Annotated in this window: 20 protein-coding genes, 1 pseudogene and 1 riboswitch; of the genes and pseudogenes, 16 read left to right on the forward strand and 5 right to left on the reverse strand. The window is 39.1% G+C overall.

Translation table 11 applies throughout. The annotated features are described in order from the left end of the window. Positions 1 to 211: 211 nt before the first annotated feature. The gene (locus ACFQRG_RS13090; protein ID WP_380966682.1) at positions 212 to 997 is read right to left on the reverse strand and encodes an arginase family protein; all 786 of its coding nucleotides are present in this window, start codon (positions 995 to 997) and stop codon (positions 212 to 214) included. Between the two features lie 197 nt (positions 998 to 1194). Beyond that, positions 1195 to 1308, forward strand: a riboswitch (TPP riboswitch). Between the two features lie 121 nt (positions 1309 to 1429). Between ACFQRG_RS13090 and thiW the strand changes: the two genes are divergently transcribed. Genes thiW through thiE form a run of 4 tightly spaced genes read left to right on the forward strand, consistent with a single transcriptional unit; the run spans position 1430 to position 4194 of the window. Beyond that, positions 1430 to 1927, forward strand: coding sequence for an energy coupling factor transporter S component ThiW (gene thiW, locus ACFQRG_RS13095; protein WP_380966684.1), 498 nt, complete (start codon positions 1430 to 1432; stop codon positions 1925 to 1927). Between the two features lie 2 nt (positions 1928 to 1929). After that, positions 1930 to 2736, forward strand: a complete 807-nt coding sequence (gene thiD / locus ACFQRG_RS13100; protein WP_465270221.1) for a bifunctional hydroxymethylpyrimidine kinase/phosphomethylpyrimidine kinase — start codon at positions 1930 to 1932, stop codon at positions 2734 to 2736. A 17-nt stretch (positions 2737 to 2753) separates the two neighbouring features. Further along, positions 2754 to 3554, forward strand: coding sequence for a hydroxyethylthiazole kinase (gene thiM / locus ACFQRG_RS13105; RefSeq protein ID WP_380966686.1), 801 nt, complete (start codon positions 2754 to 2756; stop codon positions 3552 to 3554). Continuing rightward, complete coding sequence (thiE, locus tag ACFQRG_RS13110; RefSeq protein ID WP_380966689.1) at positions 3547 to 4194, forward strand: thiamine phosphate synthase; 648 nt, start codon at positions 3547 to 3549, stop codon at positions 4192 to 4194. Before thiM ends, thiE begins: the two co-directional genes overlap by 8 nt. 36 nt (positions 4195 to 4230) lie before the next feature. Here thiE and ACFQRG_RS13115 read toward each other — a convergent pair whose 3' ends face one another. Further along, positions 4231 to 5322, reverse strand: coding sequence for a hypothetical protein (locus ACFQRG_RS13115; protein WP_380966691.1), 1092 nt, complete (start codon positions 5320 to 5322; stop codon positions 4231 to 4233). Positions 5323 to 5722: 400 nt separating this feature from the next. Here ACFQRG_RS13115 and ACFQRG_RS13120 point away from each other — a divergent pair, with 400 nt between their 5' ends. Continuing rightward, positions 5723 to 6256: an O-acetyl-ADP-ribose deacetylase gene (locus ACFQRG_RS13120; RefSeq protein ID WP_380966693.1), complete on the forward strand. Its 534-nt coding sequence runs from the start codon at positions 5723 to 5725 to the stop codon at positions 6254 to 6256. Between the two features lie 56 nt (positions 6257 to 6312). Here the strand turns inward: ACFQRG_RS13120 and ACFQRG_RS13125 are convergent, their stop codons facing one another. Next, positions 6313 to 7815 carry a flavin monoamine oxidase family protein gene (locus tag ACFQRG_RS13125; protein ID WP_380966695.1) on the reverse strand — a complete coding sequence of 501 codons (1503 nt, stop codon included), beginning with the start codon at positions 7813 to 7815 and terminating at the stop codon, positions 6313 to 6315. A 218-nt stretch (positions 7816 to 8033) separates the two neighbouring features. Between ACFQRG_RS13125 and ACFQRG_RS13130 the strand changes: the two are divergent. From ACFQRG_RS13130 to ACFQRG_RS13170, 9 genes and pseudogenes are all read left to right on the forward strand, one after another. Then, positions 8034 to 8707: pseudogene (locus ACFQRG_RS13130) on the forward strand (response regulator transcription factor). Further along, entirely contained in the window at positions 8704 to 9741 is a 1038-nt protein-coding gene (locus tag ACFQRG_RS13135) for a sensor histidine kinase (RefSeq protein WP_380966697.1), read from the forward strand. Before ACFQRG_RS13130 ends, ACFQRG_RS13135 begins: the two are co-directional and overlap by 4 nt. Before the next feature lie 357 nt (positions 9742 to 10098). Continuing rightward, a complete protein-coding gene (locus ACFQRG_RS13140; RefSeq protein ID WP_380966700.1) occupies positions 10099 to 10866 on the forward strand; it encodes an ABC transporter ATP-binding protein in 768 nt (255 codons plus the stop codon). Then, positions 10853 to 12784, forward strand: a complete 1932-nt coding sequence (locus ACFQRG_RS13145; RefSeq protein WP_380966702.1) for an FtsX-like permease family protein — start codon at positions 10853 to 10855, stop codon at positions 12782 to 12784. The genes ACFQRG_RS13140 and ACFQRG_RS13145 overlap by 14 nt, the downstream gene beginning before the upstream one ends. Before the next feature lie 314 nt (positions 12785 to 13098). Then, a complete protein-coding gene (locus tag ACFQRG_RS13150; protein WP_380966704.1) occupies positions 13099 to 14979 on the forward strand; it encodes a DHA2 family efflux MFS transporter permease subunit in 1881 nt (626 codons plus the stop codon). Positions 14980 to 15386: 407 nt separating this feature from the next. Beyond that, positions 15387 to 16748, forward strand: a complete 1362-nt coding sequence (gene gabT, locus ACFQRG_RS13155) for a 4-aminobutyrate--2-oxoglutarate transaminase (protein WP_380966706.1) — start codon at positions 15387 to 15389, stop codon at positions 16746 to 16748. 115 nt (positions 16749 to 16863) lie between these two features. Beyond that, complete coding sequence (locus ACFQRG_RS13160) at positions 16864 to 18225, forward strand: sigma-54 interaction domain-containing protein (protein ID WP_380966708.1); 1362 nt, start codon at positions 16864 to 16866, stop codon at positions 18223 to 18225. A gap of 18 nt (positions 18226 to 18243) precedes the next feature. Continuing rightward, on the forward strand, positions 18244 to 19032 hold the full coding sequence (locus ACFQRG_RS13165; protein ID WP_380966710.1) for a carbon-nitrogen hydrolase family protein: 789 nt from the start codon (positions 18244 to 18246) through the stop codon (positions 19030 to 19032). Between the two features lie 23 nt (positions 19033 to 19055). Next, positions 19056 to 20429 carry an APC family permease gene (locus ACFQRG_RS13170; RefSeq protein WP_380966712.1) on the forward strand — a complete coding sequence of 458 codons (1374 nt, stop codon included), beginning with the start codon at positions 19056 to 19058 and terminating at the stop codon, positions 20427 to 20429. Between the two features lie 409 nt (positions 20430 to 20838). Here the strand turns inward: ACFQRG_RS13170 and ACFQRG_RS13175 are convergent, their stop codons facing one another. Together ACFQRG_RS13175 and ACFQRG_RS13180 are read right to left on the reverse strand one after the other, a co-directional pair. Continuing rightward, entirely contained in the window at positions 20839 to 22206 is a 1368-nt protein-coding gene (locus tag ACFQRG_RS13175; protein WP_380967029.1) for an amino acid permease, read from the reverse strand. 245 nt (positions 22207 to 22451) lie between these two features. After that, positions 22452 to 23822 (reverse strand): RsmF rRNA methyltransferase first C-terminal domain-containing protein, encoded by a 1371-nt coding sequence (locus tag ACFQRG_RS13180; protein WP_380966714.1) that lies wholly within the window; start codon positions 23820 to 23822, stop codon positions 22452 to 22454. Between the two features lie 162 nt (positions 23823 to 23984). On the opposite strand from ACFQRG_RS13180, the gene ACFQRG_RS13185 reads away from it, so the two are divergent. Both ACFQRG_RS13185 and ACFQRG_RS13190 read left to right on the forward strand, forming a co-directional pair. After that, a complete protein-coding gene (locus tag ACFQRG_RS13185; RefSeq protein WP_380966717.1) occupies positions 23985 to 24146 on the forward strand; it encodes a hypothetical protein in 162 nt (53 codons plus the stop codon). 437 nt (positions 24147 to 24583) lie between these two features. After that, entirely contained in the window at positions 24584 to 26005 is a 1422-nt protein-coding gene (locus ACFQRG_RS13190; RefSeq protein ID WP_380966718.1) for an amino acid permease, read from the forward strand. Positions 26006 to 26086: the final 81 nt, after the last annotated feature.

Here is a 26086-nt window from a genome sequence, read left to right on the forward strand (position 1 = left end):
GACCCTTTTAGGGTTGCCGGAAAAGTAGTGCGGTTGGCGAACCTTTCAGTGCCCTTTGAAGGGCTGGCCAGTAACAGAGGCTTTCAGCCGCAGAGCAAACCACCCGTTTTCACGGGTGGTTTTGATTAATGGTTATTTATACTTAATTTAGGTTCAGGATAATTATTTTAATAAATATATTAATAAATAGTAGTCTTTGTGAATTTAAAAATCAGTGATGAGCATAAATTTTCGAATGAACTAAAGCATCTAAAATCTGATAATTGGCTTGTTCATTTTTATGAATAATAGATTGGTTCTTTGGATTAAAGGCATCCACGGGTGACACAGGCCATTCCCCGCAAATATCAATACCGGCGACATGTTTAAAAGCGGCGACTGAAGTGATGATTCGAATCAAATCCTTCAGAGTCATATGTCCTTGATCCCAGTTAGTTTCAGCATAGGCTGAATCGAGTACGTCTTTATCAATGCTGATATAAACAGTATCTGTTTGAATGAGTGAGAGAATGGTTTGCAGCTCGGTTAGCGGTAAATGTTCACTTGAAAAAATATGAATCTTATGCCGGAGTTGAGTTGGCAGATGACTGGGAAAGGAGGTATTTGGACCAATAATAATAGCTTTTTCCAGCAAGGGAAGGTTTAAAGCGGCATGATAGACCCATGAACCGCATGATAACAGCGAAGGTGCTGATCCCTCCATTAAGTCGGTGTGATGGTCAAGAAGTATTAACGTGAAAGGTTCCTGGATTTCTGATAGTAAGGCATAAGAGACATAATGGTAATTTCCGTTGCCTATCAGAGTAATCCCTTTTTCAGTGCGATCCTTTATGGCGTTTGTAATTTGATTTAATGAATCTGGTTCACAATAAAGGTTAGTATGTTTAATGTCATATAAGTCAATCCAGTTATGAGGAAAGTCTTGACACAACTGATTTTGAACAACATAACTGCCATCAAAATTTAAGAATGTAATGTCATGATGCAATAACCCCATAACACACTCACTTCCTTTCAAAAAAGTAGAATGCAAGGAATGCTTTATTAATACTATTTTAAATCTATTCACAAGAGATGCAAATATTTTGACTTATTAACATTATCCATGTTATCCACAAGTTCAAGGGGTCTGACCCCTTTACTTGAAAAGAGCGGGCTTATGTGTTACTTTTAATCTGAAAATAATTAAATATATGATAGCACTGGGGGAGCTGGATAAGGCCGGCTGAGAGTAAGACCTGCAAAGTCTTAGACCCTTGAAACCTGATCTGGATCATGCCAGCGTAGGGAAGTCGCGGTTCTTTGTATGTATATTAAAAGGCGCAAATCCTATTCTGGGAGTTGTGCCTTTTTTACATAGCTTCGGAATACACTTCGATCTTTTCACCTGATTAGTTCCTCTAGTGCGTTAAGAAGGAGGCAGTCGCCGGTGTCTGCTCGTAAATTAACGTTTTCAGCACTGTTTATTGCCATCGGAACATTGACAAGCAATATGATCTTTATTCCGATCGGCATGTCTAAAATAACGCCCATCCAACACATTATTAATGTCTTATCAGCGGTTGTTCTTGGTCCCGGTTATGCGGTTGTCAATGCCTTTATGATTTCTTTATTAAGAAATTTACTCGGAACGGGCTCATTGTTAGCCTTTCCTGGCAGTATGATCGGTGCGTGTCTGGCCGGTGTATTGTATGTCATAACAAAAAGGAAAATATTTGCTGTTTTTGGTGAAGTCTTAGGAACGGGTATCATTGGAGCAATAGCTTCTTTTCCAATAGCCAAGTTTCTTCTCGGGCAAAATGTGGCAGCTTTCTTTTTCGTCGTACCGTTTTTAATGAGCACTGTTTGCGGCAGCTTGATTGCCTGGGTTGTGCTCACCGCTTTAGAGAAAAATCGTTCAATATCAAAATACTTTCCAATGAGGTGAAAATGATGAAAACAGTTTTAACAATAGCAGGTTCGGATTCCAGCGGCGGCGCCGGCATCCAAGCTGATTTAAAAACTTTTTCAGCACACGGCGTTTATGGAATGAGCGTGATTGCCGCAGTAACAGCGCAAAATACACAGGGTGTGCTGGCTGTTGAAGATATTTCTCCAGATATGATAGGTAAACAAATTGATGCAATTTTTACCGATATCCCGGTCCATGCCGTGAAAATTGGCATGGTATCAGACAATGCATCTATTAAAATCATTGCCGATAAACTTAAAATCTATCAGCCGGAATATATCGTTCTTGATCCGGTCATGGTTTCTAAAAGCGGTTATGATTTATTGAAGCCGGAAGCAAAACAAGCGCTAATAGAAGAATTACTGCCTTTAGCGACAGTGATTACACCGAATTTAAAAGAAGCAGGTGTCCTGATAGATCAATCTATTACCGACCTGCAAGAAATGGAACAAGCAGCGGAAAAAATTTATAACTTTGGACCTAAGGCAGTCCTTATTAAAGGCGGACATTTAGAAGGCGAGCCGGTGGATGTTCTTTATGACGGGAACTCGTGGAAGCATTTTAACGGCAAAAGAATTAACAAAAATAATACTCACGGAACCGGATGCACGCTGTCTTCAGCCATCGCCGGCAACCTCGCAAACGGACATACACTGGAAGAGGCTGTTTTAAAAGCCAAGACTTATATAGAAGGCGCAATTGACCATGGATTAGCCATCGGCAAAGGCGTTGGACCGACGAATCATTTATATCAATGGTTTCCGGAGACAAGCGTTATTGACTAAAGAGAGGGGCTTCTGTTATGGATCAAATCTATGAACTTTTTAATAAAATAAAAGATAAACAACCGCTCGTCCACCATATTACTAATAGTGTAACAATTAATGACTGCGCAAATGCTACCTTGGCTTTAGGAGGGCGCCCGGTCATGGCGGACAGCTCGAACGAAGCGGCTGAGATGGCGGCGCAATCATCTTCTCTTGTCATAAATATAGGCACTTTGGCGGAAGAAACTGTCGAATCGATGTTAAAGGCAGGAAAGGCAGCTAATGAAAAAGGGATTCCTGTCATCTTTGACCCTGTTGGTGTTGGAGCAACCGCTTTTCGCAGCGACTCAGCGAAGAAAATTCTTGCTAATGTTGATTGCTCTATTATTTGCGGGAATATGTCTGAGATTAGAACGTTAGCCGGATTGCCTTCAAGCGGACAAGGGGTTGATTCAGGCGACAGCATGGAAGGGGCTGAAGCTTTAGCCAAGAAACTTGCCAGCGAGCTAAAAGCGACAATTGCTATTACAGGGGCGATTGATGTCGTATCAGACGGTGAGCATACTGTTCGTATTCAAAACGGCCATCCAATGCTTGCAAAGCTTACAGGAACCGGGTGTATGACGAATTCATTGATCGGGGTTTATGCAGGAACGGATAATAAACCGTTCGAAGCCGCTGCGGCAGGTATTTTAACCATGGGACTTGCCGGTGAAACGGCTCATCAAAACTTAAGAGCAAATGAAGGTACGGGGATGTTCAGAGTCCGTTTGTTTGATGCGTTCTCAACCTTGACTGTTGAAGATCTTAAGAAAGGGGCACGTATCAATGGCTAATCAAAATGTAGACTACCGTGTGTATTTAGTAACGGAAAACTATGATTCCGGGCACCACAATCAGTATATGAAAAAGATAAAAGAAGCCCTTGACGGCGGGATTAGCCTATTGCAGCTAAGGGCAAAGCATGAATCATCTAAAGTGTTTTACGAGCTCGCAAAAGAACTCAGGGACACGGCGGCTTCTTACCATGTTCCATTGATTATTAATGATCGTGTTGATATCGCTCTTGCTCTTGATGCTGACGGTATTCATGTGGGGCAGGATGATCTTCCGGCAAGTATTGTCAGGGAAATTATCGGACCGGATAAAATTTTAGGCGTTTCCTGTTCAACTGTTGAAGAAGCGGTAAAAGCAGAACAAGATGGTGCAGATTATCTTGGTGTCGGTTCAGTCTTTCGAACAAAAACAAAAGGCGATGCGACGCTGATTGAACTTGATGAACTCACTCGTATCAAAGAAAAAGTATCAATTCCGGTTGTCGCTATCGGCGGGATTACACAAGATAATGTAAAAGAACTCCTTGATCGCAATGTCGATGGTGTTGCTGTAGTTTCAGCCATTCTTTCGCAAACGGATGTTAAAAAAGCAGCAGAAAAATTGAATGATAAAATGAAAAAGGCAGGAAGTCTATTATGATGACTTCCTGCCTTTTTCTTATCTCAATTTTACTTCTTATTGATAGTTTACAACAGCTGGTGATGGATCCAGCCGTAAAACCTGTTTCGGAGAAAGAAGCGGCTGATCTTCATGATAGAAGAGCTTAAATCCTCCGTACTGGTTCGTTTGTTCTGTAACCAGCTGATGGTATTTATATTTCTTATCTTTGGCTCTCCCGAAACCATCTGAGTTCTGAACGACTTCAACATGTTTAGTCGGTTTTATAAGCGATTTATTTTTGATGATGCCTTTTTGAAATTCGTGTACCATGACAATCTTATCCGGCAAGTTATCCTTTTTTACAAGATTGTTTATGTATTTAATAGCTTTTTGTATGTTTGCGCCATTCACATGTCCGAGGTCCTCGCCCGGTACCTGCCCTTTTCCGACGTGAAATTCGGTATCTATGGCTAAATGGACATTCGGCATCTTAAGATAAGGTTCAAGTTCCTTGACTTCGTTCATAATCGAGTCTCGGCCAAGCTGAACGTCAAGGATTAATAATGCCTTGTTATCTTTAGCAAGTTTGGCGTAACGCTCAATGATTTCTTTTGAGGTATGAGAGATATAAAGTTTCTTTGGTCCTGGATCCCGCTGTGCAACTGAAGCGATCAGCTCAATTGTCGGAACAGCCGGCCGGGATGGATCAGCATTAGAATAGGCTTGAGCCTGTTTTTTAAGTTTCTTCATCATCTCTTCTGGAGAACTTTCACCTAGGACACCCATTTTATTAGAGATAGGCGTGCCATAAAAGGAAACAAGCCTGTATTTCTTAAGAGGGCCGTTGGATAAGTCCTTTTTACCTGCCATCAGCGTTTGTCCTAAAGGTACTTTTCTTTTGTGATTGGAATTTTGATCTTTTGATGATGCTTTTCCTTTCTTAGAGTCTGCAGAGAAATCCTTTAGAGGCTTTGCATCTTTTGACGGAGGAACAGGGGCATAAGGTGTTTCGGGTTCCTTATTCTCATTAAGTGCAGATGCTTCTTTGACTGTTTCTTTCTTTTTATTTCCGCCATTTGCACTGCCGTTTACATCCTCCGTTTGTCCACACCCTACCAATGCAAAAATTAATAAAGTGATTGGGATCAGCGAGACATATTTTTTCACAGCTCACACTCCCTTTCAGAAAAAATAGTCTTTAAGTCAATAAGGTAAGTGAAATGATTATTCCTTAACTAAGGCGGGTGAATAGTTATTGACTGTATGTCCATTATGTAAGAAAACATCAAATTCTGTCAATCATTGTAGAAAAAACTAAAGGTTTTCAAGTGAAAGAATAATTTATAATAAATGGTACGCCAATGCCGGCGGTTTACTCAAAAGAAGCATTGCCGCCTCTTGTCGCAGCTTGCAGCAGATCTAGAAGCAATGCTTGGCTCCTGCGCAAAGGTTTCCAAAAGGGCTCTAACAAAGTTTGTCATAAAGCTGGGAAGGGATGTAATCATGTTGTTGTTTTGTTGACATTTTAAATCGAAGATAAGAAACTATGCCTAAAGGGGATGATCGAATGACAGCTATTTCGGAAAAAATCCATGTTGTTCAAGGGGATATTACCAGGGTAACCGTCGATGCCATTGTCAATGCGGCAAATAATGGATTACTTGGCGGCGGGGGCGTCGATGGGGCGATACACCGGGCAGGAGGCAGTGAGATTCTGGAAGAATGCAAGAAGATTAGGGAAAAGCAAGGCGGCTGTCCAACGGGCGAAGCTGTTATTACAACAGCGGGACGTCTTAATGCAAAATATGTCATTCATACTGTCGGACCCGTTTGGCAAGGCGGAAAACACCAAGAGGCGCAGTTACTTAGAAACTGTTATCAAAATGTTTTGCAGCTTGCTGATCAATATCATGTTGAAACAATTGCATTCCCAAATATCAGTACAGGTGTTTATCATTTTCCGAAACCGTTAGCGGCAGATATTTCTGCAGAAGAAGTGTCATCCTACTTAAATGAACATAAGCAAAGCAAGATTAATAAGGTTCTTTTTGTTTGCTTTGATGAAGAAAATTATCGTTTGTTGCTTGAAAAAACTAATTAGTTGTTTAATAGTTGGCCGCCAAACTGCATGATTGAGTTATGGCGGCTAAATCTTATTCATTTAGCCGCATGATGAATCTCAAACGCAGTCCGGATGCCGGATTCTATTGCGCCTTCGATCCAATTAGGATCTGATGATGTTTGTTCGCCGGCAAAGTGAATTCTTCCTTCCGGTATTGTCATATAAGGCAGTAATTCTGTTTGTTGTTCCGGCTTGAAAAAAGTAAAACCGCCGCAAGAATTTTTATCCAGAAGCCAGCTCTTTGATATACCAGTGACAAATTCTTTATAGACGACATTCCCGTGAATAGAAGCTAAATTGTTTAAAGCGTGATAAACACGTTCTTCATTTGAAAATGCTATCCATGGTGATGCATCATCACCCCATGTATAACTGGCAATAATGACGGCTGGACCGGAACTTCCAATCCCGTTACTTGGATAATAGACAAAGCGTATTGGCAAATCAGTGACTGTCTTCCCGCCGTATAAGCCTTCTTTTTCCCAGAACCTGCTTTTAAATTCAATCGCAACCTTGGAAGCATTCATATAATGAAGTTCTCTTATAGCCCTTCGCTTTATATGTGATATAGAATGATAAGGTTGAATATCAATGAAGCGCAAAGCTGGAAAGGGAATCGTAACAATGCACCTGTCCCCTGTAAAGCTTTTATTTTCAGAACCTTGCTTTGAATTGACAGTAACACCGTCATGTTGCTGGGTAATGTTAACAACGCGATGATTAAATAAAACGTTGTCTTTTAACTCAGGGAGAAATGCCTTTGGAAGCAAATCATTGCCTCCGGTAATTTCAAAAAAGCGCTCTATTGGCAGAATCGTTTGATATAAACGCGATGAAGGACTTAAAAAAATCATCACATCTCTCATTGAATGGATAAAAGCTTGTTCGAGTAATCCTTCTAGGTCCAAAAGGACACCAATCATCTCTATAGCGCCTTGTGAAAAGCTTATTCCGGGAGGATGAGGCGCATATTTTAAAAAAGATTGCATCGAATATTTATCAAAATGCTTAAGAATAATAGGCCAATTTCGGTTAGGATTTTTGTTAATAAAATCTGTAATAGGTTTTAAGGCTTCGTATATCAATAAGTCAGCGGTTTTGCCCTTTTCATGAGGAGATACTGGATATTGAAGAATATCGGGATTTTGTTCATATTGTTTTACCCGTGTTTTTATACCGTTTACATAAATAAGATCTTCAGGTGTCGCATTAATAAATAAATTGGTTGGTAAATGAAACCTTTTAATATATTCTAAAACTAATACATGTGATTCCGGTATTCTTAAAGCGCCCATGTTGGGATAATGTCCGCGGCTGAATGGTGATCGATAAGTCATAACCCGCCCGCCGATTCGATCGGTGGATTCTAAGATTTTAACGCTGTGGCCGGCCTCTTTAAGTAAAGAAGCGGCTACCAGTCCCGATATACCGGCGCCGATAATGACGACTTTCTTCGGTGAAACTGTTTGATTTAAACCGTGTCGAATAATGGAAAGCATTTGCTCAAGGGACAGTTGAACTTGATGTTTGTGAACCATGCCTTACTCATTCCTTTCCATTCTAGATATTGGAGGTTGAAGCTTGAAGGCAGGGTGCGGAGACTTTATATTCTGATATTTAAGCATTTATGGCCAATCGAAAACATACGTTCAAGGGAACTAATGACATATTATTCTCCTCTAATGTGAACTATGCTTTTATAATGTGATCGATATATTGAAATAATAGGTTTTTGAAGGGTAAAAGGAGTGTGCTTATGTTAAAAATTATGATCGTTGAGGATGATGAAACGATTAGAGATATTGTTTATGAGAACATGAAGCGGTGGGGATTTGATGCTTTTTATGTTGAACAATTTGAAGACGTTTTGTCATTATTTATTGAAAATAAGCCGGAACTTGTCCTTTTGGATATCAACTTGCCTGCATTTGACGGTTTTCACTGGTGCCAGAAGATTAGAGAAGTGTCCAATGTGCCGATTATTTTCTTGTCATCCCGGGATACCGGTATGGATATAATTATGGCCATGAATATGGGCGGGGACGATTACATTCAAAAGCCTTTTGATATGGATGTTCTTATGGCCAAAATTAATGCAATTCTCAGAAGGACTTATTCTTATACAAATACAGATACTATGTTATTGAGCATGATGGTCTCGTTCTTAATCTTAAGGACAGTCATATTCTTTTTCAGGATAAAAAAGCTGAGCTTACGAAAAATGAGCAAAAAATTATTTATATATTGATGAAGAATCAAGGCAATGTTGTTTCAAGAGAAAAAATCATGAGGAGCCTTTGGGAAGATGAAAGTTTCGTTGACGATAATACATTAACCGTTAATGTTGTCAGGCTGAGAAAAAAATTAGCCGGACTCGGCAAAACGGATTTTATTAAAACAAAGAAAGGCCAAGGGTATATCATTACATGAGATTGATCGATTATATAAAAGACAAACGGTTTCTCATTTTGTTTTATATCATACTGATGGTATTTATTTCTGTATTCGTATTTTTAAGCAATACTCAAAGAATGTCTAAAGGTAATATTCTATATATTAACATTGTTGCTTTTATCTTTTTTGCTATTTATATAGCGGGGGATTATTTTGTTCGAAAAAAGTATTATGTTGAAGTAAAAGAGACAATTGAAGGCAGTGAACAAAATAATCTGGATATCGTTTTACCCGAACCGCAAACAAAAGAGCAAGAAATTTATTACCGGTTGATCAGTCATATCCAGAAAACACAGCTTAAGCGAATTGAAAAGCTTTATGATGAAAAACGGGAGAACCAGGATTTTATGATGTCTTGGGTTCATGAAATTAAAACCCCGATTGCCGCAAGCAAACTGACGATTCATAACAGTGAAAGCAAAACTAAGGAAGATATTCTTAACAAGCTTGAGGATGAATTGGTTAAGATTGATAATTTTGTTGAGCAGGCGCTTTATTATTCAAGAATTGATGCCTTTAATCAAGACTATTTTATTAAAGATGTTAAATTAAAATCCATTGTTGTGGATAGTATTAAAAAGCACTCCAAATGGTTTATTAATAAAAAAATCAGTGTGGAAATGGATAACCTTGACAAAGATGTTCTTAGCGATAAAAAGTGGCTGACATTTATGATAGATCAAATGTTATCCAATGCGATAAAATACACAGAAAGCAAGGGACGTATACGTTTTATTGGCGATGAAAGTGACACTGAAACAACCTTGATGATTGAGGATAACGGCATTGGCATTTCTTCAAGGGATATCGATAGAGTGTTTGAGAAAGGATTTACGGGGAAGACTGGACGCAAGAATACTAACGCAACAGGAATGGGGCTGTATCTTTCAAAAAAACTTGCTGAAAAGCTTGGCCATAAAATATCGATTCAGTCAAAGGAAGGGACAGGAACACAGGTTATCATTCACTTTCCTAAAGTTTTGGACTTTTATCAAGTTGCAAAAAAATAGATACAGGCCGGGGACCGAAGTTTATACACTGGTCCCCGGCCTTTGTTGTACATTGGGAATATAATGTCACCCGGCATCAGAGACTTATACAGGAGGTGTGTCCTCCTGCGGTGAAGACCAAGTGTTGCCGCGTCTCGCCCGCAAAGCTGCAAAGAAGGATTTCAGGCGAGGCTTTACTAACCCTACAAAAATGTAAGGTTACCGACCCTGATTGTAAGGAAAAGAAATGGTTCCAATGTATCCCTTGAATTAGAATAAATATCGTAGTGATTGACCGTTAAGATTTGAGAAACTGATTAGAAGATATTCAGCTGCGATAATCTTTTTAAATTAAAGGATTCAGGAGGAAGGAAAATAATGAAAGCTATGCTGGAAGCAGGAAACGTAAAAAAAGTTTACGGCCAAAAAGGAAATATCGTTACAGCGTTAAAAGATATAAATTTGCAAATTAAAGAAGGGGAATTTGTCGGAATAATGGGTCCGTCCGGATCTGGCAAAACAACTTTGTTAAATATTTTATCGACAATTGATCAGGCAACTTCGGGTGAGATTCTCATCGATGGCAACGATATTGTCAAAATGAAAGAGGAACAGTTAACATCCTTTAGAAGAGAAAAATTGGGTTTTATTTTTCAAGATTACAATTTACTAGATACATTGACAATAGAGGAAAATATTGTATTGCCCTTGGCGCTTTCAAAAGTCAAAGCCAAAGAAATAGATAAGCGGGTGAAAGAGATCGCCGCCAAGTTTGGTATTGAAGAAATTTTAAATAAATTTCCATACCAGGTGTCTGGAGGGCAAAAGCAAAGAGCGGCTGCTTCCCGGGCGATTATCGCAAATCCAAGCTTGATATTTGCCGATGAACCGACGGGAGCATTGGACTCAAAATCAGCTACCGCCTTATTGCAAAGCCTTGCACAGTTAAATGAAAAAGATAAAGCTACCATTATGATGGTTACTCACGATGCATTTGCCGCAAGCTTTTGCAGAAGGGTGTTATTTATTAAAGACGGCGTCATTTTTACAGAGCTCGTGAAAGGTGAGACTTCACGCAAAGACTACTTCCAAAAAATCTTGGATATTTTGTCCGCCTTGGGAGGTGGAAAAGGTGACCTTATTTAGCATTGCCAGGAAAAATATTAAAAGAAATTTTTATAACTACTTTCTATACTTTGTGTCTATGATCTTCAGTATTGTGATCTTTTTCACCTTTGTTTCTTTGCAATACAACGATCAAGTCGTCAAAGCAACAACGCTGAAAGTTGACGGAGCTTTTAAGGCTGCATCTGTCGCACTGATCATTTTTGTTGCTATTTTTATCTGGTATTCCAACGCCTTTTTTACACGAAAACGTAAAAAGGAAGTCGGGTTATACTCGCTGCTTGGTGTAAGAAAGAGACAGATTGGCTTAATGCTTTTTTATGAGAATTTCGTAATGGGTATTTTAGCGCTTATCATCGGAGTTGCACTCGGCGCGCTGCTTTCAAAGTTCTTTGTCATGCTGCTTATGAAGCTGATGGGGGCAACGATTGACGTTTACTTTATGATTTCTGGAAAGGCGATTATTGAGACGGTTATTGTCTTTGCCATTATTATTTTCATTACTTCCATGGAAGGTTATCGTTTAATATACCGATTTAAATTGATTGATCTTTTCCAGGCGGAGAAAAAAGGAGAGTCGGCGCCAAAAGCTTCGCTCATTGCAGCAGTGCTGGCGATTGTGTTGATCGGGTTTGGGTACTGGTTAGCTTTGCAGAGTATGACTTCGAGTTTTTGGAGTAACTTTTTTCTCGGTGTATTTCTCATTTTGATAACTGTCATTATTGGTACATTCTTATTTTTCCGTTCATTGACTATTTATTTGCTTAAATTATCAAAGAAAAATAAGAACCATTATTATAATGGGATTAATATTATCGGAACGTCCCAGCTTTTATATAGAATTAAAGGGAATGCCCGTGTACTAACAGTTATTGCGATTTTGAGTGCAATTACACTTTGCGCCTTTGGAACAAGCTACAGTACGTATTATGGTAATCAAAAAAGACTTAATACATTATATCCGTTTAGCTACGCTTATCTCTCACAAGGTGCTCATTTGGATCAAAAAGTTAACAATGTATTAGCTCAATCCAAGGATCATAAGGCAATTGATCGGGTTACGGTTCCTGTACTAAAGCTCAAAGCAGGTTTGCCTAAAATGAAAAATCCTCCTTCTCAATACTTTATGGATCAGGAGCGGCTGACATTAATATCGCAAACTGATTTTAATAAGCTGGCCGGTATGCTAGGAAAAGAAGACGGCATTCATCTAGTGAAAAATGAAGCTATTGCATTGGATAATCAATATAACCCAAGCTTATCACCTAAATATCAAGGTGAAAATGCCATCCTCAATTCAAAACCAAAAAAAGAGACGATAAGATTTATTGGATTTAAAAAGTATAATGTATTAAATTATGAGGTTGGGGGTTTAACCGTTGTTGTTAACGATCAATTGTTCAATCTGTTATCTAAAGCTAATCATGTAGAAAACATTAAAGAAATAAATGTCAGCGACGCAGCGCATGCAAGTCAATTGTCAAAGAAACTAGCAAGTATTTTACCTGAAAAAGCCATGTTTAGTGATTTTTATAAGCAATTTGAGATGACAATGTCCGCTTCGGGGATGATGATTTTCATGGGGGCATTCTTGGGGCTTGTATTCTTATTGGCAACCGGAAGCATTATCTATTTCAAACAATTGACCGAAGCAACGGCCGATAAAGAGCGTTACAATATCTTAAGGAAAATCGGCGTCTCTAATAAAGAAATAAAAGGCTCTATTGCAAAACAAATGTTATTTATTTTTGCATTGCCTTTAGTCATTGGCATACTCCACAGTGCTTTTGCATTAACGGCATTATCTAAATTGATGGGGCAAAATATTATAGTGCCGGTCATTGTAAGTATGGGTGTTTATACAGTCATTTACATCTTGTACTATTTTCTGACGGTTAATTCTTATTATAAAATCGTTAACGCTAAGAAAAGGGTTTAAAAATTATCCGCATGACTATTTAACAATAGGACATGCGGTTTTTAATTTGAAAAAGTAACTTTTGCAAATTTTGTGAACTCCCTTGGCAAAGTAAGCAATCTCTTAAAACGACGTCAATAAGAAAGGCGGCTTCAATGGACTATTAAAGGAGCCGATGGAGATATGTCTGAACCAGAAAGGTTAGAAAATTAATTTACTGATAAAATTAGTCTAATCAGTTAGAATGGTATTAATGAATGTATTTTCCTCACCTGATGTCTTTTTAAAGGTCCATGGGGAAATTGAAATACTTACTTTGGAGGAGAAATCTACAAATGACGAATACCCAGGCAGCATCGGGGAACGTTCGCGTCGCCCCGATTTTTAGTGTAATGATTGCCGGTGCATTCATAGCGTTTTTAAATCAGACGCTCGTTAATGTTGCACTTCCGCAAATGATGGATCATCTTCATATTTCAGCAACAACCGCGGACTGGATGACCACCATTTACATGTTGGTCAATGGCGTTGTGATTCCGATTACCGCATTTTTGATGGATCGGTTCACCACACGGCAACTTTATATTACATCAATGGGACTTTTCACAATAGGGACACTCATTTGCGGTATCGGGCCAAACTTTACCATCATTTTAATTGGGCGAGTGGTACAGGCTGCAGGTGCCGGTATTCTGATGCCTTTGGTGACCAATATCATTTTTACATTATTCCCCATCAATAAGCGAGGAATGGCGATGGGGATATTCGGAATTGCTCTAAACTTTGCTCCGGCTATCGGTCCCACCTTATCTGGATGGATTGTTCAAACATATTCTTGGAGAGTACTATTTTTCATTATCTTACCAATTGCGATTATCGATGTTATCGTTGCTATCTTCGTATTGAAAAATGTGACTAAAACCAAGCGTCCGAAACTGGACATGTTGGGTGTCATTCTTTCCACTGTAGGCTTTGGCGGCGTGTTATATGGATTTAGCATTGCGGGCTCCAAAGGATGGGGAAGCACTTACGTCATCTCTATGTTGACCATCGGAGGCATTTGTCTAGGATTGTTTGTTTGGCGGCAATTGGCTGTTCCGCATGCTATATTGGAATTTCGTATTTTCCGTTACCCAATGTTTACATTGACAACTATTATCAATGTCATCGTCACAATGGCTCTATACGCAGGCATGATTTTGACCCCAATCTTTATACAGAACATCCTAATGATTTCGCCATTTATGTCAGGATTAATGTATTTACCGGGCGGTATTCTAATGGCAATTATGTCGCCAATCACTGGTAAACTATTTGATAAAATTGGCGCACGATGGCTCTCTGTAGCCGGTTTGGCCATTATGGTTTTCACCACTTTTGAATTATCAAGGCTTCATACGGATACAAGTTATATGTACGTGTTGATAGTTTACACGGTTCGTTCTTTCGGTATGGCAATCATGATGATGCCGATCATGACCGCCGGTTTGAATGAGTTGCCAATGAGCCTAAATCGATACGGCACCGCAATGCTCAACACTTTCCGCATGATTGCGGGTGCTGTCGGCATGGCGCTTTTAGTAACGGTCATGTCAACAAGGACGGCAACCCACATGCATCAGATTGTAACAGACAAACACATTCTTCCGACTGCAAAGGTACAGATGGCCGCAGCGATGAAAAAGGCAACTGTCATGGGAATTAACGATGCTTTTCTGATTGCCGCTTTCTTGGCAGCCATTGCCTTAATTCTTTCCTTTTTCATTCGCAAAACAAGGCCATCAGAGGATACCGTGCAAGAGGTTGTTTTAGCACCGCAGACGGTAGACGGTAAGGAGATAACAAACGAACTGAATCAGCAACCGGCTTTTATTTTTAAAAATGACGCTTTGGTTTCACAGCAAATGAGCGAGCCTATAATGAGAGATGCAGATTACCGGCAGGCCCTCATCGAATTTCAAACAAAGCGTCAAGAGCATGACGATCATCAACTAATGAGAGACAAGGATTATCGACGGGCTCTTATAGAGTTTCAAAGGGAACACCAAAGGTTGGATAGAAATCAATCTATCAGTGATTCAGAAATTCACAGGGATCCTGCTGTAATACCTGATAGTCAAGATTCGGACCACGCGGAATTTCTAAATGCGTTTCGTACAATGATGAAGCAATCGGCGTTCTCCGATCAGAACAAAGGATTAGAGAAAGTTAAATAACTCTTTATTTAGCTTGTCTCTTATTTATAGTTTCCCGTTATATAAATTATGTTTCTTTATCAATTATTAATTTTTTTGAAGAATAGTTATAAGTCCAATAAATTAAACGCAGAACCGCCTTTTCATATGAATGATTATACTAATCTATGAAAAAGGTAACTCTGCGTTTTGTTATTGCCTAAGGTGATGAGTAAGACTTAATTGGCGGTGCGCTTTTTTGGTTAATATATGATGTAACCCTTATAATATAAATAATTTTAAGTCGAATACGGGTTATTTAAGTCTTTATCGACTTATTTTCTCTGGCTCTTACCTTTTAAATAAAGCATTTTCATCCTTTTAGATTTTGGCATGTGATTTGCATGTTTAAAAAGTGAACAACAAATGCTGTCGAAAGGGTGGTATAAATGAAGAAATTTGCTGATGTTAAAACTAATTTGCCTGGAGAAAAAGCAAAGGCATTACTTGATAAAAGAAAACGTTTTGTTCCTAAAGGGGTAAGCAACGGAGTGCCGACTTTTGCGGATACTGCGGAAGGCGCGCTGGTTAAAGATGTAGATGGGAATACATTTATAGATTTTGCCGGTGCTATCGGAACAATTAATGTCGGTCACTCTCATCCAAAGGTGACAAAAGCCTTAAAAGAACAAGTTGACCGCTTCATTCACACAGGATTCAATGTCATGATGTATGAAGGTTATATCAAACTAGCTGAAAAGTTAGCAAAACTTGCGCCTGGAGATCATGATAAGCAGGTTCTATTTTTAAACAGCGGTGCGGAAGCCGTTGAAAATGCAGTTAAGATTGCCAGAAAATACACAAAAAGACAAGCGATTGTCTCGTTTAAAAGAGGCTATCACGGCCGGACATTGATGACAATGACTATGACAAGTAAAGTAAAGCCTTATAAATATGAATTTGGACCGTTTGCGCCGGAAATTTATAAAGCGCCGTATCCATACTACTACCGCCGTCCAGAAGGTTTCTCAGAAGCTGATTATGATGAACAAGTTTTACAGGAATTTAAAGATTTCTTAGTTGGCGATGTGGCGCCGGAAACAATTGCCGCAGTCATTATGGAGCCTGTTCAAGGTGAAGGCGGCTTTATCGTTCCAAGCAAAAAGTTTGTTCAAGGCATTTATGAATTATGTAAGCAGCATGGGATTTTATTTGTCTCCGATGAAATCCAAACAGGCTTCACGAGAACAGGACGCTATTTTGCCATTGAACATTTTGACGTTGTCCCTGATTTAATCACCGTTTCCAAATCAATGGGGGCAGGCGTGCCGATTAGCGGTGTGATTGGCCGCAGTGAAATTATGGATAAATCAGAACCGGGCGAGTTAGGCGGCACTTACAGCGGCAGTCCTTTAGGATGCAGCGCAGCTTTGGCAGTCCTCGATGTGATTGAAGAAGAGAATCTTAATCAACGCGCTGAAAAAATCGGTGAAAGAGTATTAAACAAATTTAATGAGCTTGCTGAAAAATATGATTGTATCGGTGAAGCCAGAGGACTGGGCGCTATGTGCGCTATCGAAATGGTAACGGATAAGAATTCCAAAGAACCAAATAAAGCTTTGACAAACGCTATTATCCAAGAAGCAAGCAACCGCGGATTGCTGCTGTTAAGTGCCGGGATGTATGGCAATGTCATTAGAGTGTTAATGCCAATCGTTATTACAGATGAACAGCTTGAAGAAGGACTTGATATCCTTGAAGAGTCGATAAAAGCGGCTGTAAGTAAGCAATCTGAAGCTTCTTTAGTATAAAAGTTTCAATATAATTGTTATTTTCCATTTAATGTCTAACTTATTCTCGGCAGATTTCCAAAAATGTTTGATAAAATAGTATTAAGGAAATCAAACTTTTTGGGAGACATGAGCGATGGTAAAAAATCAACATGAGTCAGATCTCATTAACGCCGAGTTAAATGATATTTTCGAGGCTTCTTTTGATGAAATATTCGTCACTGATCAGCATGGTGTCGTCATTAGAGTTAATGCTATGTGTAAAAAGAATTACCGTTTGCCGGCTCATGAGATTGTCGGAAAGCATGTCCAAGAACTGGAGGCAAAAGGTGTCTTTTATCCATCGGCATCACTTGAGGTCATTAGGACGAAAAAGCCTTTAGAACTTTTTCAGAACACTGCCTATGGAAGATACTTGCATGTCCAGGCGCGTCCAGTATTTGATAGGAACGGGGATTTAAAGCGAGTTGTCAGTTATTCCCGGGATCTTACAGAACTCATTCAATTAAAGAAAAAAATAGAGGACATGGAAGAACGGCTGGAAAACTATAAAAAAGAAATAAATGATTCCGCGGAGTTTGAAGGGTTAATAGCTAAAAGCAGCAGTATGAAAAAAATCCTTGCTCTTGTTCAAAAAGTGGCTAAAGCAGACAGTACGGTTTTATTATTAGGGGAAACTGGCGTCGGAAAAGGCGAGATAGTGAAAAGAATTCATCATCACAGCAACCGGCGCCAGCAAACCTTATATGAAGTCAATTGCGCCGCTTTGCCTGAACATTTAGTGGAGGCCGAATTATTCGGATATGAACCCGGGTCATTTACCGGTGCTTTAAGAGAAGGCAAAAAAGGGTTATTCGAGTTAGCTAATAAGAGTACGCTTTTCTTAGATGAAGTCGCCGAGCTTCCCCTTCATATTCAAAGCAAACTGTTACAAGCACTCCAGGAAAAAAAGATCAGGCGAATTGGAGGGAAAGAGGCAATCCCTGTTGATGTTAGGGTAATAGCCGCTACAAACAGCGATCTTGAAGAAATGATTAAGAAAGGGACATTTAGAAAGGATCTTTATTATCGTTTAAATGTCATCCCTATTTATATTCCGCCGCTTAGGGAAAGAAAAGAAGATATTTTACCTCTTGTTTACCATTTTATTGAATATTTTAATTTTAAATACAATTGCAGCGTTCAGTTGTCCCCAAAAGCTTTGGAAGCGCTTCTAGATTATAAATGGGAAGGGAATATACGGGAACTGGAAAATATGGTTGAGCGGCTGGTCGTTACAGCCGATGGCATTGTAACCGTAAAGGATCTTCCGGCCCCTGTTAAAGCCAAAAGTGAGGATATGTCCGGCAAGACGCTTAATAATATCTTGGAAGAAGTTGAAAAGTCAATCATATTGGATGCCTATGATAAGTACGGATCGACTTATAAAGTTGCTCAAGAATTAGGGATCAGCCAATCTCAAGCTTCCCGTAAAGTAAAGAAATATCTAAATCAATAGCTGGACTGGAGGCATTTTATGGTAAAAATTTATTTGGCACAAATGCAGCCTATTCTATGTGAAAAGGATAAGAATATAGAGAAAATCATAGGTTTTATAAAAGAAGCTTCGATACAAAAAGCGGATCTTATTTTATTCCCTGAATTAGCTTTAACCGGATATTTTACAAGAAACAGAACGGAAGAAATGGCAGAAACATTAGAAGGACCGAGCATTAACAAGATTCGAATGGCCGCCGAAGAATATCGCATTAAAGTTATTTTAGGTTATCCTGAACGGCATGACCGTAAAATTTATAATTCTGCTTGTTTCATTAATCATGACGGGTCTATTATCGGAAACTATCAAAAAGTCCATTTATGGGATGAAGAAACGAAGTATTTCTCCCCTGGAAATGGCTTTAATGTTTGGGAAACAGATATCGGAAGGATTGGTATCATGATTTGTTATGATACAGAATTTCCGGAAACAGCAAGAACATTAGCTTTAAAAGGTGCGCAAATGATTCTGGCGCCGACTGCGAATATGCTCCCGTATGACAAAAGACAAACGATTCAAATACAAAGCAGGGCAGTGGACAATCAAGTGTTTGTTGCAACGACCAATCAGGTCGGCGTAGAAGAAGACACCTGCTTTTTTGGAGGAAGTGCTGCAGCTAATCCTTTTGGAGAATTGTTAGCATTATGCGGACAGTCTGAATCAGGGATTATTGTAAATCTAAATCTTGACGAAATCGGACAGTCAAGGAACGCTCAGTGTTATTTAAAAGATAGACAACCGGAATTATACAAAGACTTATGTAAATAGTCCGAATACGAGGGGGAGTAGATATGGGCAACCACGAAGTTTCACTAAAAAGAACACTTACTCTTTATCAAGTCGTCTTATTTGGACTGGCTTATATGGCGCCTATGATTGTTTTTGGCACCTTTGGCGTTATTGCTGTAAAAACTCATGGGATGATGGCGAGCGCTTACCTCGTCTCAATGATAGCGATGTTATTTACGGCATATAGTTACGGGCAGATGGTAAAGGCTTATCCGGTTTCCGGCTCCGCTTATACGTACACCCGGAAATCAATCAACTCACATTTAGGTTTTATGGTAGGATGGGCTGTTTTACTGGATTATTTCTTTATACCAATGGTTATTTGGCTGATCGGCAGTGTTTATTTAAGCTCAGCGTTTCCCGCAATACCTTCATGGGTATGGATTATAGCCTTTATTATCGTTACGACGTTTATTAATATCATTGGCATTAAAATGAGTACAAATGTTAACTTCATCATGATGGCTTTTCAATTTTTGGTTATTGCATTATTTATCATACTGTCGATTATCGATATTTTGAATGAAAAAGGATCAGGCAGCCTTTTGTCAATAACACCATTTATAAATCAGGGCGCGCCTTTTTCCGGAGTTCTATCAGGTGCAGCTATTGCCTGTTATTCATTTTTAGGTTTTGACGCGGTATCGACCCTTTCAGAGGAAACCATTCAACCCAAAAAGACGATTCCAAAAGCTATTTTTCTTATAATCATCATTGGCGGTATTCTCTTTGTTGGTTCAGCTTACTTTACACAATTAGTCACCGGGAATACACATTTTGTGAACTCTGATTCAGCAGGTCTTGAGATTGCCAAGCATATTGGCGGAAATCTGTTCAGTGCGTTTTTCTTGGCCGGTTTGATTGTCGCGCAGTTTGGGTCGGGACTCTCTGCACAAAACAGCGCGGCCAGACTTCTCTATGCGATGGGGCGCGACTCAGTGCTTCCGAAGAAACTTTTCGGATATCTTCATCCAAAATTAAAAACGCCTGTGTTTAATCTAATGCTTGTAGGTATTCTTGCACTCCTTGCACTGACATTAAGTGTTTCGACTTCAACCTCTTTTATAAATTTTGGCGCATTTGCGACTTTTACTTTAGTGAATATTTCGGTCATTGCTCATTACTATATTAAGGGCAAAAGGCGTTCTCCGAAGGACACCTTTTTATATCTTATTTTACCGGTGATAGGTGCATGCTTCGATATTTGGCTATGGGTTAACCTGGATAAAGATGCGTTAATTCTGGGATGTATTTGGGCGGTTATTGGATTTATTTATTTGATGTTTCTTACAAAGATGTTTAGAAAGCAGCCGCCTGAGATTGATTTTAATAGTGAAGAATCCTATGATTCAAATAATGAGAAGATGCATGCTTAACTAAATCTTTTTAAAAGAATATGTATGATATTTAATTACTATATTGTTATTAATCCGGGATTCACCAGTATGGTGTATCCCGGATTCTTTTGATTCTAAGGTGGATTATGGAACCTGCATCTTCCTTTATGTCATAGTGTACAGTGTTTTGCTTGAAATCTTTAAAACAGTTTCAAGCCCTTCAGCAGTAGCTTCTTCAATTGTACGGGGCGTTTACCGAATGTAAGTTTGAACGCTATTATCTTAACTAAGAATACGAACTAGATCATAATTGCGGTATTTTTCTCTTAGTGTGTCTATCAGTAAATAGGAGGCCTTTTTCTATTAAGTATTGCATTTTGTAGAAAAGTCAAAGCCTCATTTCCAAAATGAGGAAATGAGGCTTCATACACTTTTTAAAGTTTAAAAGCTATGCTCGTTTTTTACTCTTCATAATAAAGTAAGCAATCACTAAAATAGCAAACCATACCGGCGTAACAAATAGAGAAATTCTAGTCACAAAATCGAAGCCGAGAATAATGATAACGGCAACGAAAAAGACGAGTACAATCCAGTTCATTGCTGGCGTTAACGGCATTTTAAAGTGAATCTTACGGGCTTCATCAGGCAATTTGCGCCGGAACAGCAAGTGTGAAATAAGAATGATGCTCCACGCCCAAATAAAACAAATGGTGGCGACGCTTGTTACAATTGTAAAGACCATATCCGGCAATAAATAGTTTAATAAAACACCGACTAAAAGAGCGAGTGTCGATACAATTAATGCAATGGCCGGGACTTTACGATCGCTGAGTTTGCCAAAAGACTTAGGTGCCTGGCCGTTTTGCGCCAATGAATAAAGCATCCGGCTTGTACTGAAAAGACCGCTGTTACATGAAGATGCAGCAGATGTTAATACGACAAAATTAATGATTCCGGCTGCGGCAGGTATACCAATTTGCGCAAATACTGTAACAAACGGGCTGCTGTTAGGGCTGACTTTGTCCCAAGGGAAAATAGACATGATAATGAGCAAAGCGCCAATGTAAAAAATAAGAATCCGGATAAGAATATTATTAACGGCTTTCGGTATTGTCTTATTAGGATTTTCGGCTTCACCGGCAGTAACGCCGACGAGCTCAACGCCGACAAACGAGAATACAGCCATTTGGAAAGCTAGCAAGAAACCTGATATCCCATGCGGGAAGAAGCCGTGATGTTTATATAGATTTGAGAAGCCGGTTGCATGGCCGTGATTTCCAAACCCTGTAAAGATAATAATTAATCCTAAAATGATGAGTGCTACAATAGCTATAACTTTGATTATAGCAAACCAGAATTCCATTTCGCCGAAGGCTTTTACCGTAGCTACATTAATCAAGAATAAGACAATAACGCAGGCTAAGGCCGGAATCCATTGCGGAATGTCAGGGACCCAAAACTTAACATAAATCCCGACGGCAGTAATTTCAGCTATGCCGGTAGCAATCCATGTAAACCAATAAGTCCAGCCTGTAATAAAGCCTGCCCAGGGACCGATAAGTTCTTCAGCATAATCACTAAAGGAACCTGATGTAGGCTTATACAGGATCAGTTCGCCAAGCGCCCTCATGACAAAAAATAGCGCTACGCCAACAATCAAATAGGTCAGCATTAAGGAAGGGCCGGCGAGCTGAATAGACTTCCCGGCACCTAAAAAGAGACCAGTGCCAATTGCACCGCCAATTGCAATTAATTGGATATGCCGGTTTTTAAGCCCCCTTTGTAAATTTTCTTCATTACTGCGGGATTGGTTGATAGATTGATTACTCAATTGATTACACCACCTTAATGGTTGATTTAGTAGTATAATAAGTTGAAATATGATGTTGTTTTAAAATGTTTGGAAAATTTTGCGCAAACTGACAATGGTAATTAGGAACTATGTAATTTTCATTATAGCAGTTTTTCTACAAAAAAACATAAATTTTTTATATTGCAGATAAATTCAATCTCTTCGTTGGCTAATAGGTCAAACCAAGTTTTGCAACTTGGTTTGGCCTTCTATTTAACATGTACTCGTAACCCTTTAGGATAAAAGTTTTTTAAAGTTCCTTTGACTTCTTTCCCCCAACCAAGCGGGAAGCCATTAATAGTTACGATACACCATCCGCGGTCACCGCCGGTTGGCAGCGTTTCACCGCGAAGATACTTTTTCCAGCTATCATCAGTTAGACTTAGATCAACCTTATGTTTATAAGCATCGATTGGGAGACCGTGAGCCAGAGCATGATTTGGTTCAAAACGGTTTTTCTTCAGTTCTCCGAGATGCAGACCCGGGCGAACGGCTTTGATGCCTGTTAAGTCCGGACAGCTGTCCGGGAGAGCATAAAGTTGGTTGTTTTTAAGGTGTAACGTTTGTTGAATATTAATATCAAGGGTCTGCTTTTCGAATGTACGGTAATCATTTATGTTAGTTTTTTTGGAAGTATCTTTAGCTATATGGATTGGTCTTTCTATTGTTTCACCATTTTTTTGAAGCTTAGCTATAAAGTGCCCTTCGCCTTTTAAGAGGTGAGGCCATAGACGGGCTGTTAAGCTCAGGGTGTCTGAATTGGAACCGCTCCATTCAGACTTTCCGTTGCTGATGCCGTGCATCTTGGCAATTGGCAAAAGACTCATATCATTATGTTTTAGAATAAACTTTTCTATCGTTTGTTCATTCTCTTCTGGTGCAAATGTGCACGTAGAGTAGACGAGTATCCCGCCTGATTTTAACATTAAATAAGCAGATTCCAGGATGTCTTTTTGCAAAGAAGCACAATGGTTAACATGCTCTTGACTCCAATACTGTACGGCTTCCGGATCTTTCCGGAACATGCCTTCACCAGAGCAGGGCGCATCGACGACAATTTTGTCGAAATACCCTTGAAAATGTTTGGCGAGTTTATCCGGAGATTCATTCGTGACAATAGCATTGGAAACCCCAAGACGCTCGATATTTTCTGATAACGCTTTGACACGTTTTGGATGGATTTCATTCGTTACGAGCAGACCTTGGTTTTTCATTGCACCTGCGATTTGTGTCGATTTTCCGCCCGGTGCCGCACATAAATCAAGGATACGCTCCCCTGGTTCAGCATTCACGACTTCAGCGACAAACATCGCGCTTGGCTCTTGTATGTAATAGAGACCGGCCTGGTGATATGGATGTTTGCCTGGTTCGTCAGCTGGATTATAGTAGAAACCGGTTGAACAAAAAGGGATGTTCTCTATCGGAAATGGCGATATATTTTTGAAAGACTCAGCGCTTATTTTTAATGGGTTAATACGCAGTCCTGTTGCTTTGTCGTCTTGATATGCAGCAAAAAAAGCTTCAGCTTCGTCTTGAAGCATATTTTTCATACGGTTTATAAAATCCTCGGGTAACTGCACTTTTGCAACTCCTTTCACCATTTCATTATAAAAAAGCTTAATATAAAAGTAAAAGAGCACTAGATTTGAAATTTTCACAATGGACTATTTAAAATTTTACAAAAATTATTCTTTACAAATCTTATAAAACGGTTATAATTAAGAAAAAAAGAGGTGATATCCTTGTTTATGAAGGACGAACTTGTCATCTATCAAGGAGAACAATACACTATTTTGTGGGTATACGAAAATCAACAGTGCGAATTACAAAAGGTGGATGATTGTCACACGGTAGTATTGTCGCATCTCTCTGAAGTGGAATTTGTTGAACTGGCCGCAATATAAGACATTGGCATATAAATATATAGATATAGAATAGAAAAGTGGCGTACATACCTTGGCTTATGCCGGGTTTTTTTGTGCTTTTCATAGATGATTCCTTTGTTAAAAAAACAATATTCGACAAATTAACAAAACAATTAAATAAATTTATTAAAGAGACGGCAGGAAAATAAACAGTAAAGTTCGAATTTATAAAAAAGTACTAAGACTATTGGATGGGAGGTGTTAATGTTAAGATGAGGAGAAAAAGTATAACCGCTCTGCCCCCGCTTTACAGATATTTCAATTCTTATACCTAGAATGACCAAATTAAATCATTTATAAAAAAACATGCCGATTGGCAAGTATTGAAAGATGTATGACTTAACTTATAAAAAGTTCTTTTTAATAGCATCGTATTATTTTAAAAAAATGACTTCAAAGTGGATATAGGAGGACATATGAACTTATTTCGTAAAAAATCTATCGGACATAAGGATTCAGAAAGTTCACTTAAGAAAGTGTTAGGTGCATTTGATTTAACTATGCTCGGAGTTGGGGCAATTATTGGAACAGGAATTTTTGTTCTGACGGGAGTGGCTGCAGCAAAATATGCCGGTCCAGCCCTGATATTGTCTTTTATTATTGCTGGCATAGCCTGTGCATTTGCTGCGTTATGTTATTCAGAATTTGCATCTATGATGCCCGAATCTGGAAGCGCTTACACATACAGCTATGTTGCTTTTGGAGAATTAATTGCCTGGGTTTTAGGATGGGACCTGATACTGGAGTACGGTCTGGCTTCTTCAGCAGTAGCAAGTGGATGGTCAGGTTATTTTCAAGGATTATTATCAGGATTTGGGATTCACCTTCCAACCGCGCTAACGAGTGCGTTTGATCCCGCGAAGGGTACTGTCATTGATTTACCTGCTGTTATTATTGTTTTATTAATTGCTTTCCTTCTTTCCAGAGGGGTTAAGGAATCGGCTAAATTTAATGCCGTAATGGTATTTATTAAAATTGCGGTGGTTCTTCTCTTTATTGTAGTAGGTGTATGGTATGTTAAACCAGCAAACTGGGCGCCGTTTACGCCGTTTGGATTTTCAGGAATAACGACAGGTGCTGCAGTGGTTGTATTTGCATATTTTGGTTTTGATGCGGTTTCTACAGCTGCAGAAGAAGTGAAGAACCCGCAGCGTAATTTACCGATCGGAATTATTTCGGCATTAACGATTTGTACATTTTTATATATCATTGTTTCTTCGATTCTAACTGGGATTGTTCCATTTGATAAACTTGGGGTGAAAGACCCTGTAGCGTTTGCCCTACGATTTATTAATCAGGATTGGGCAGCAGGATTAATTTCAGTCGGAGCAATTGTAGGCATTACAACTGTTCTTATCGTTATGATGTTCGGACAAACACGTCTCTTCTACTCTATCAGCAGGGATGGACTGCTTCCAAAATCATTGTCTAAAGTCAATCAGAAAAGAAAAGTGCCATTGATCAGTACGTGGGTAACAGGTGTATTAGTTGCATTATTTGCCGGTCTCATTCCGCTTGATAAATTAGCTGAATTAACGAACATCGGAACACTATTTGCTTTTTCATCAGTTTCTCTTGGTGTGGCAGTGCTCAGGAAGACACGCCCGGATTTAAAGCGAGGATTCAAAACGCCGTGGGTACCGGTTATTCCGGGTTTAGCTGTTATAATCTGTGTCTATTTAATGTTTCAGCTTAAGGCATTTACCTGGAAGGGATTCTTGATATGGTTAGGACTTGGACTCATTATTTACTTTACGTACGGCTATAGACATAGCCGGTTAAATGAAACGAAACAAAAAGAAAATATGAGTTTGGAAAAGAAAAGTGGAATGCGTTAAATAAACCAATGCAAATTTTGAACCATTTACCATAACCGCTTAAGATTAGTCTAAAATAAGGCAGACCAAGTTCTATATTAG

Source organism: Scopulibacillus cellulosilyticus (genome assembly GCF_042665295.1).
Taxonomy (GTDB): domain Bacteria; phylum Bacillota; class Bacilli; order Bacillales; family Sporolactobacillaceae; genus Scopulibacillus_A; species Scopulibacillus_A cellulosilyticus.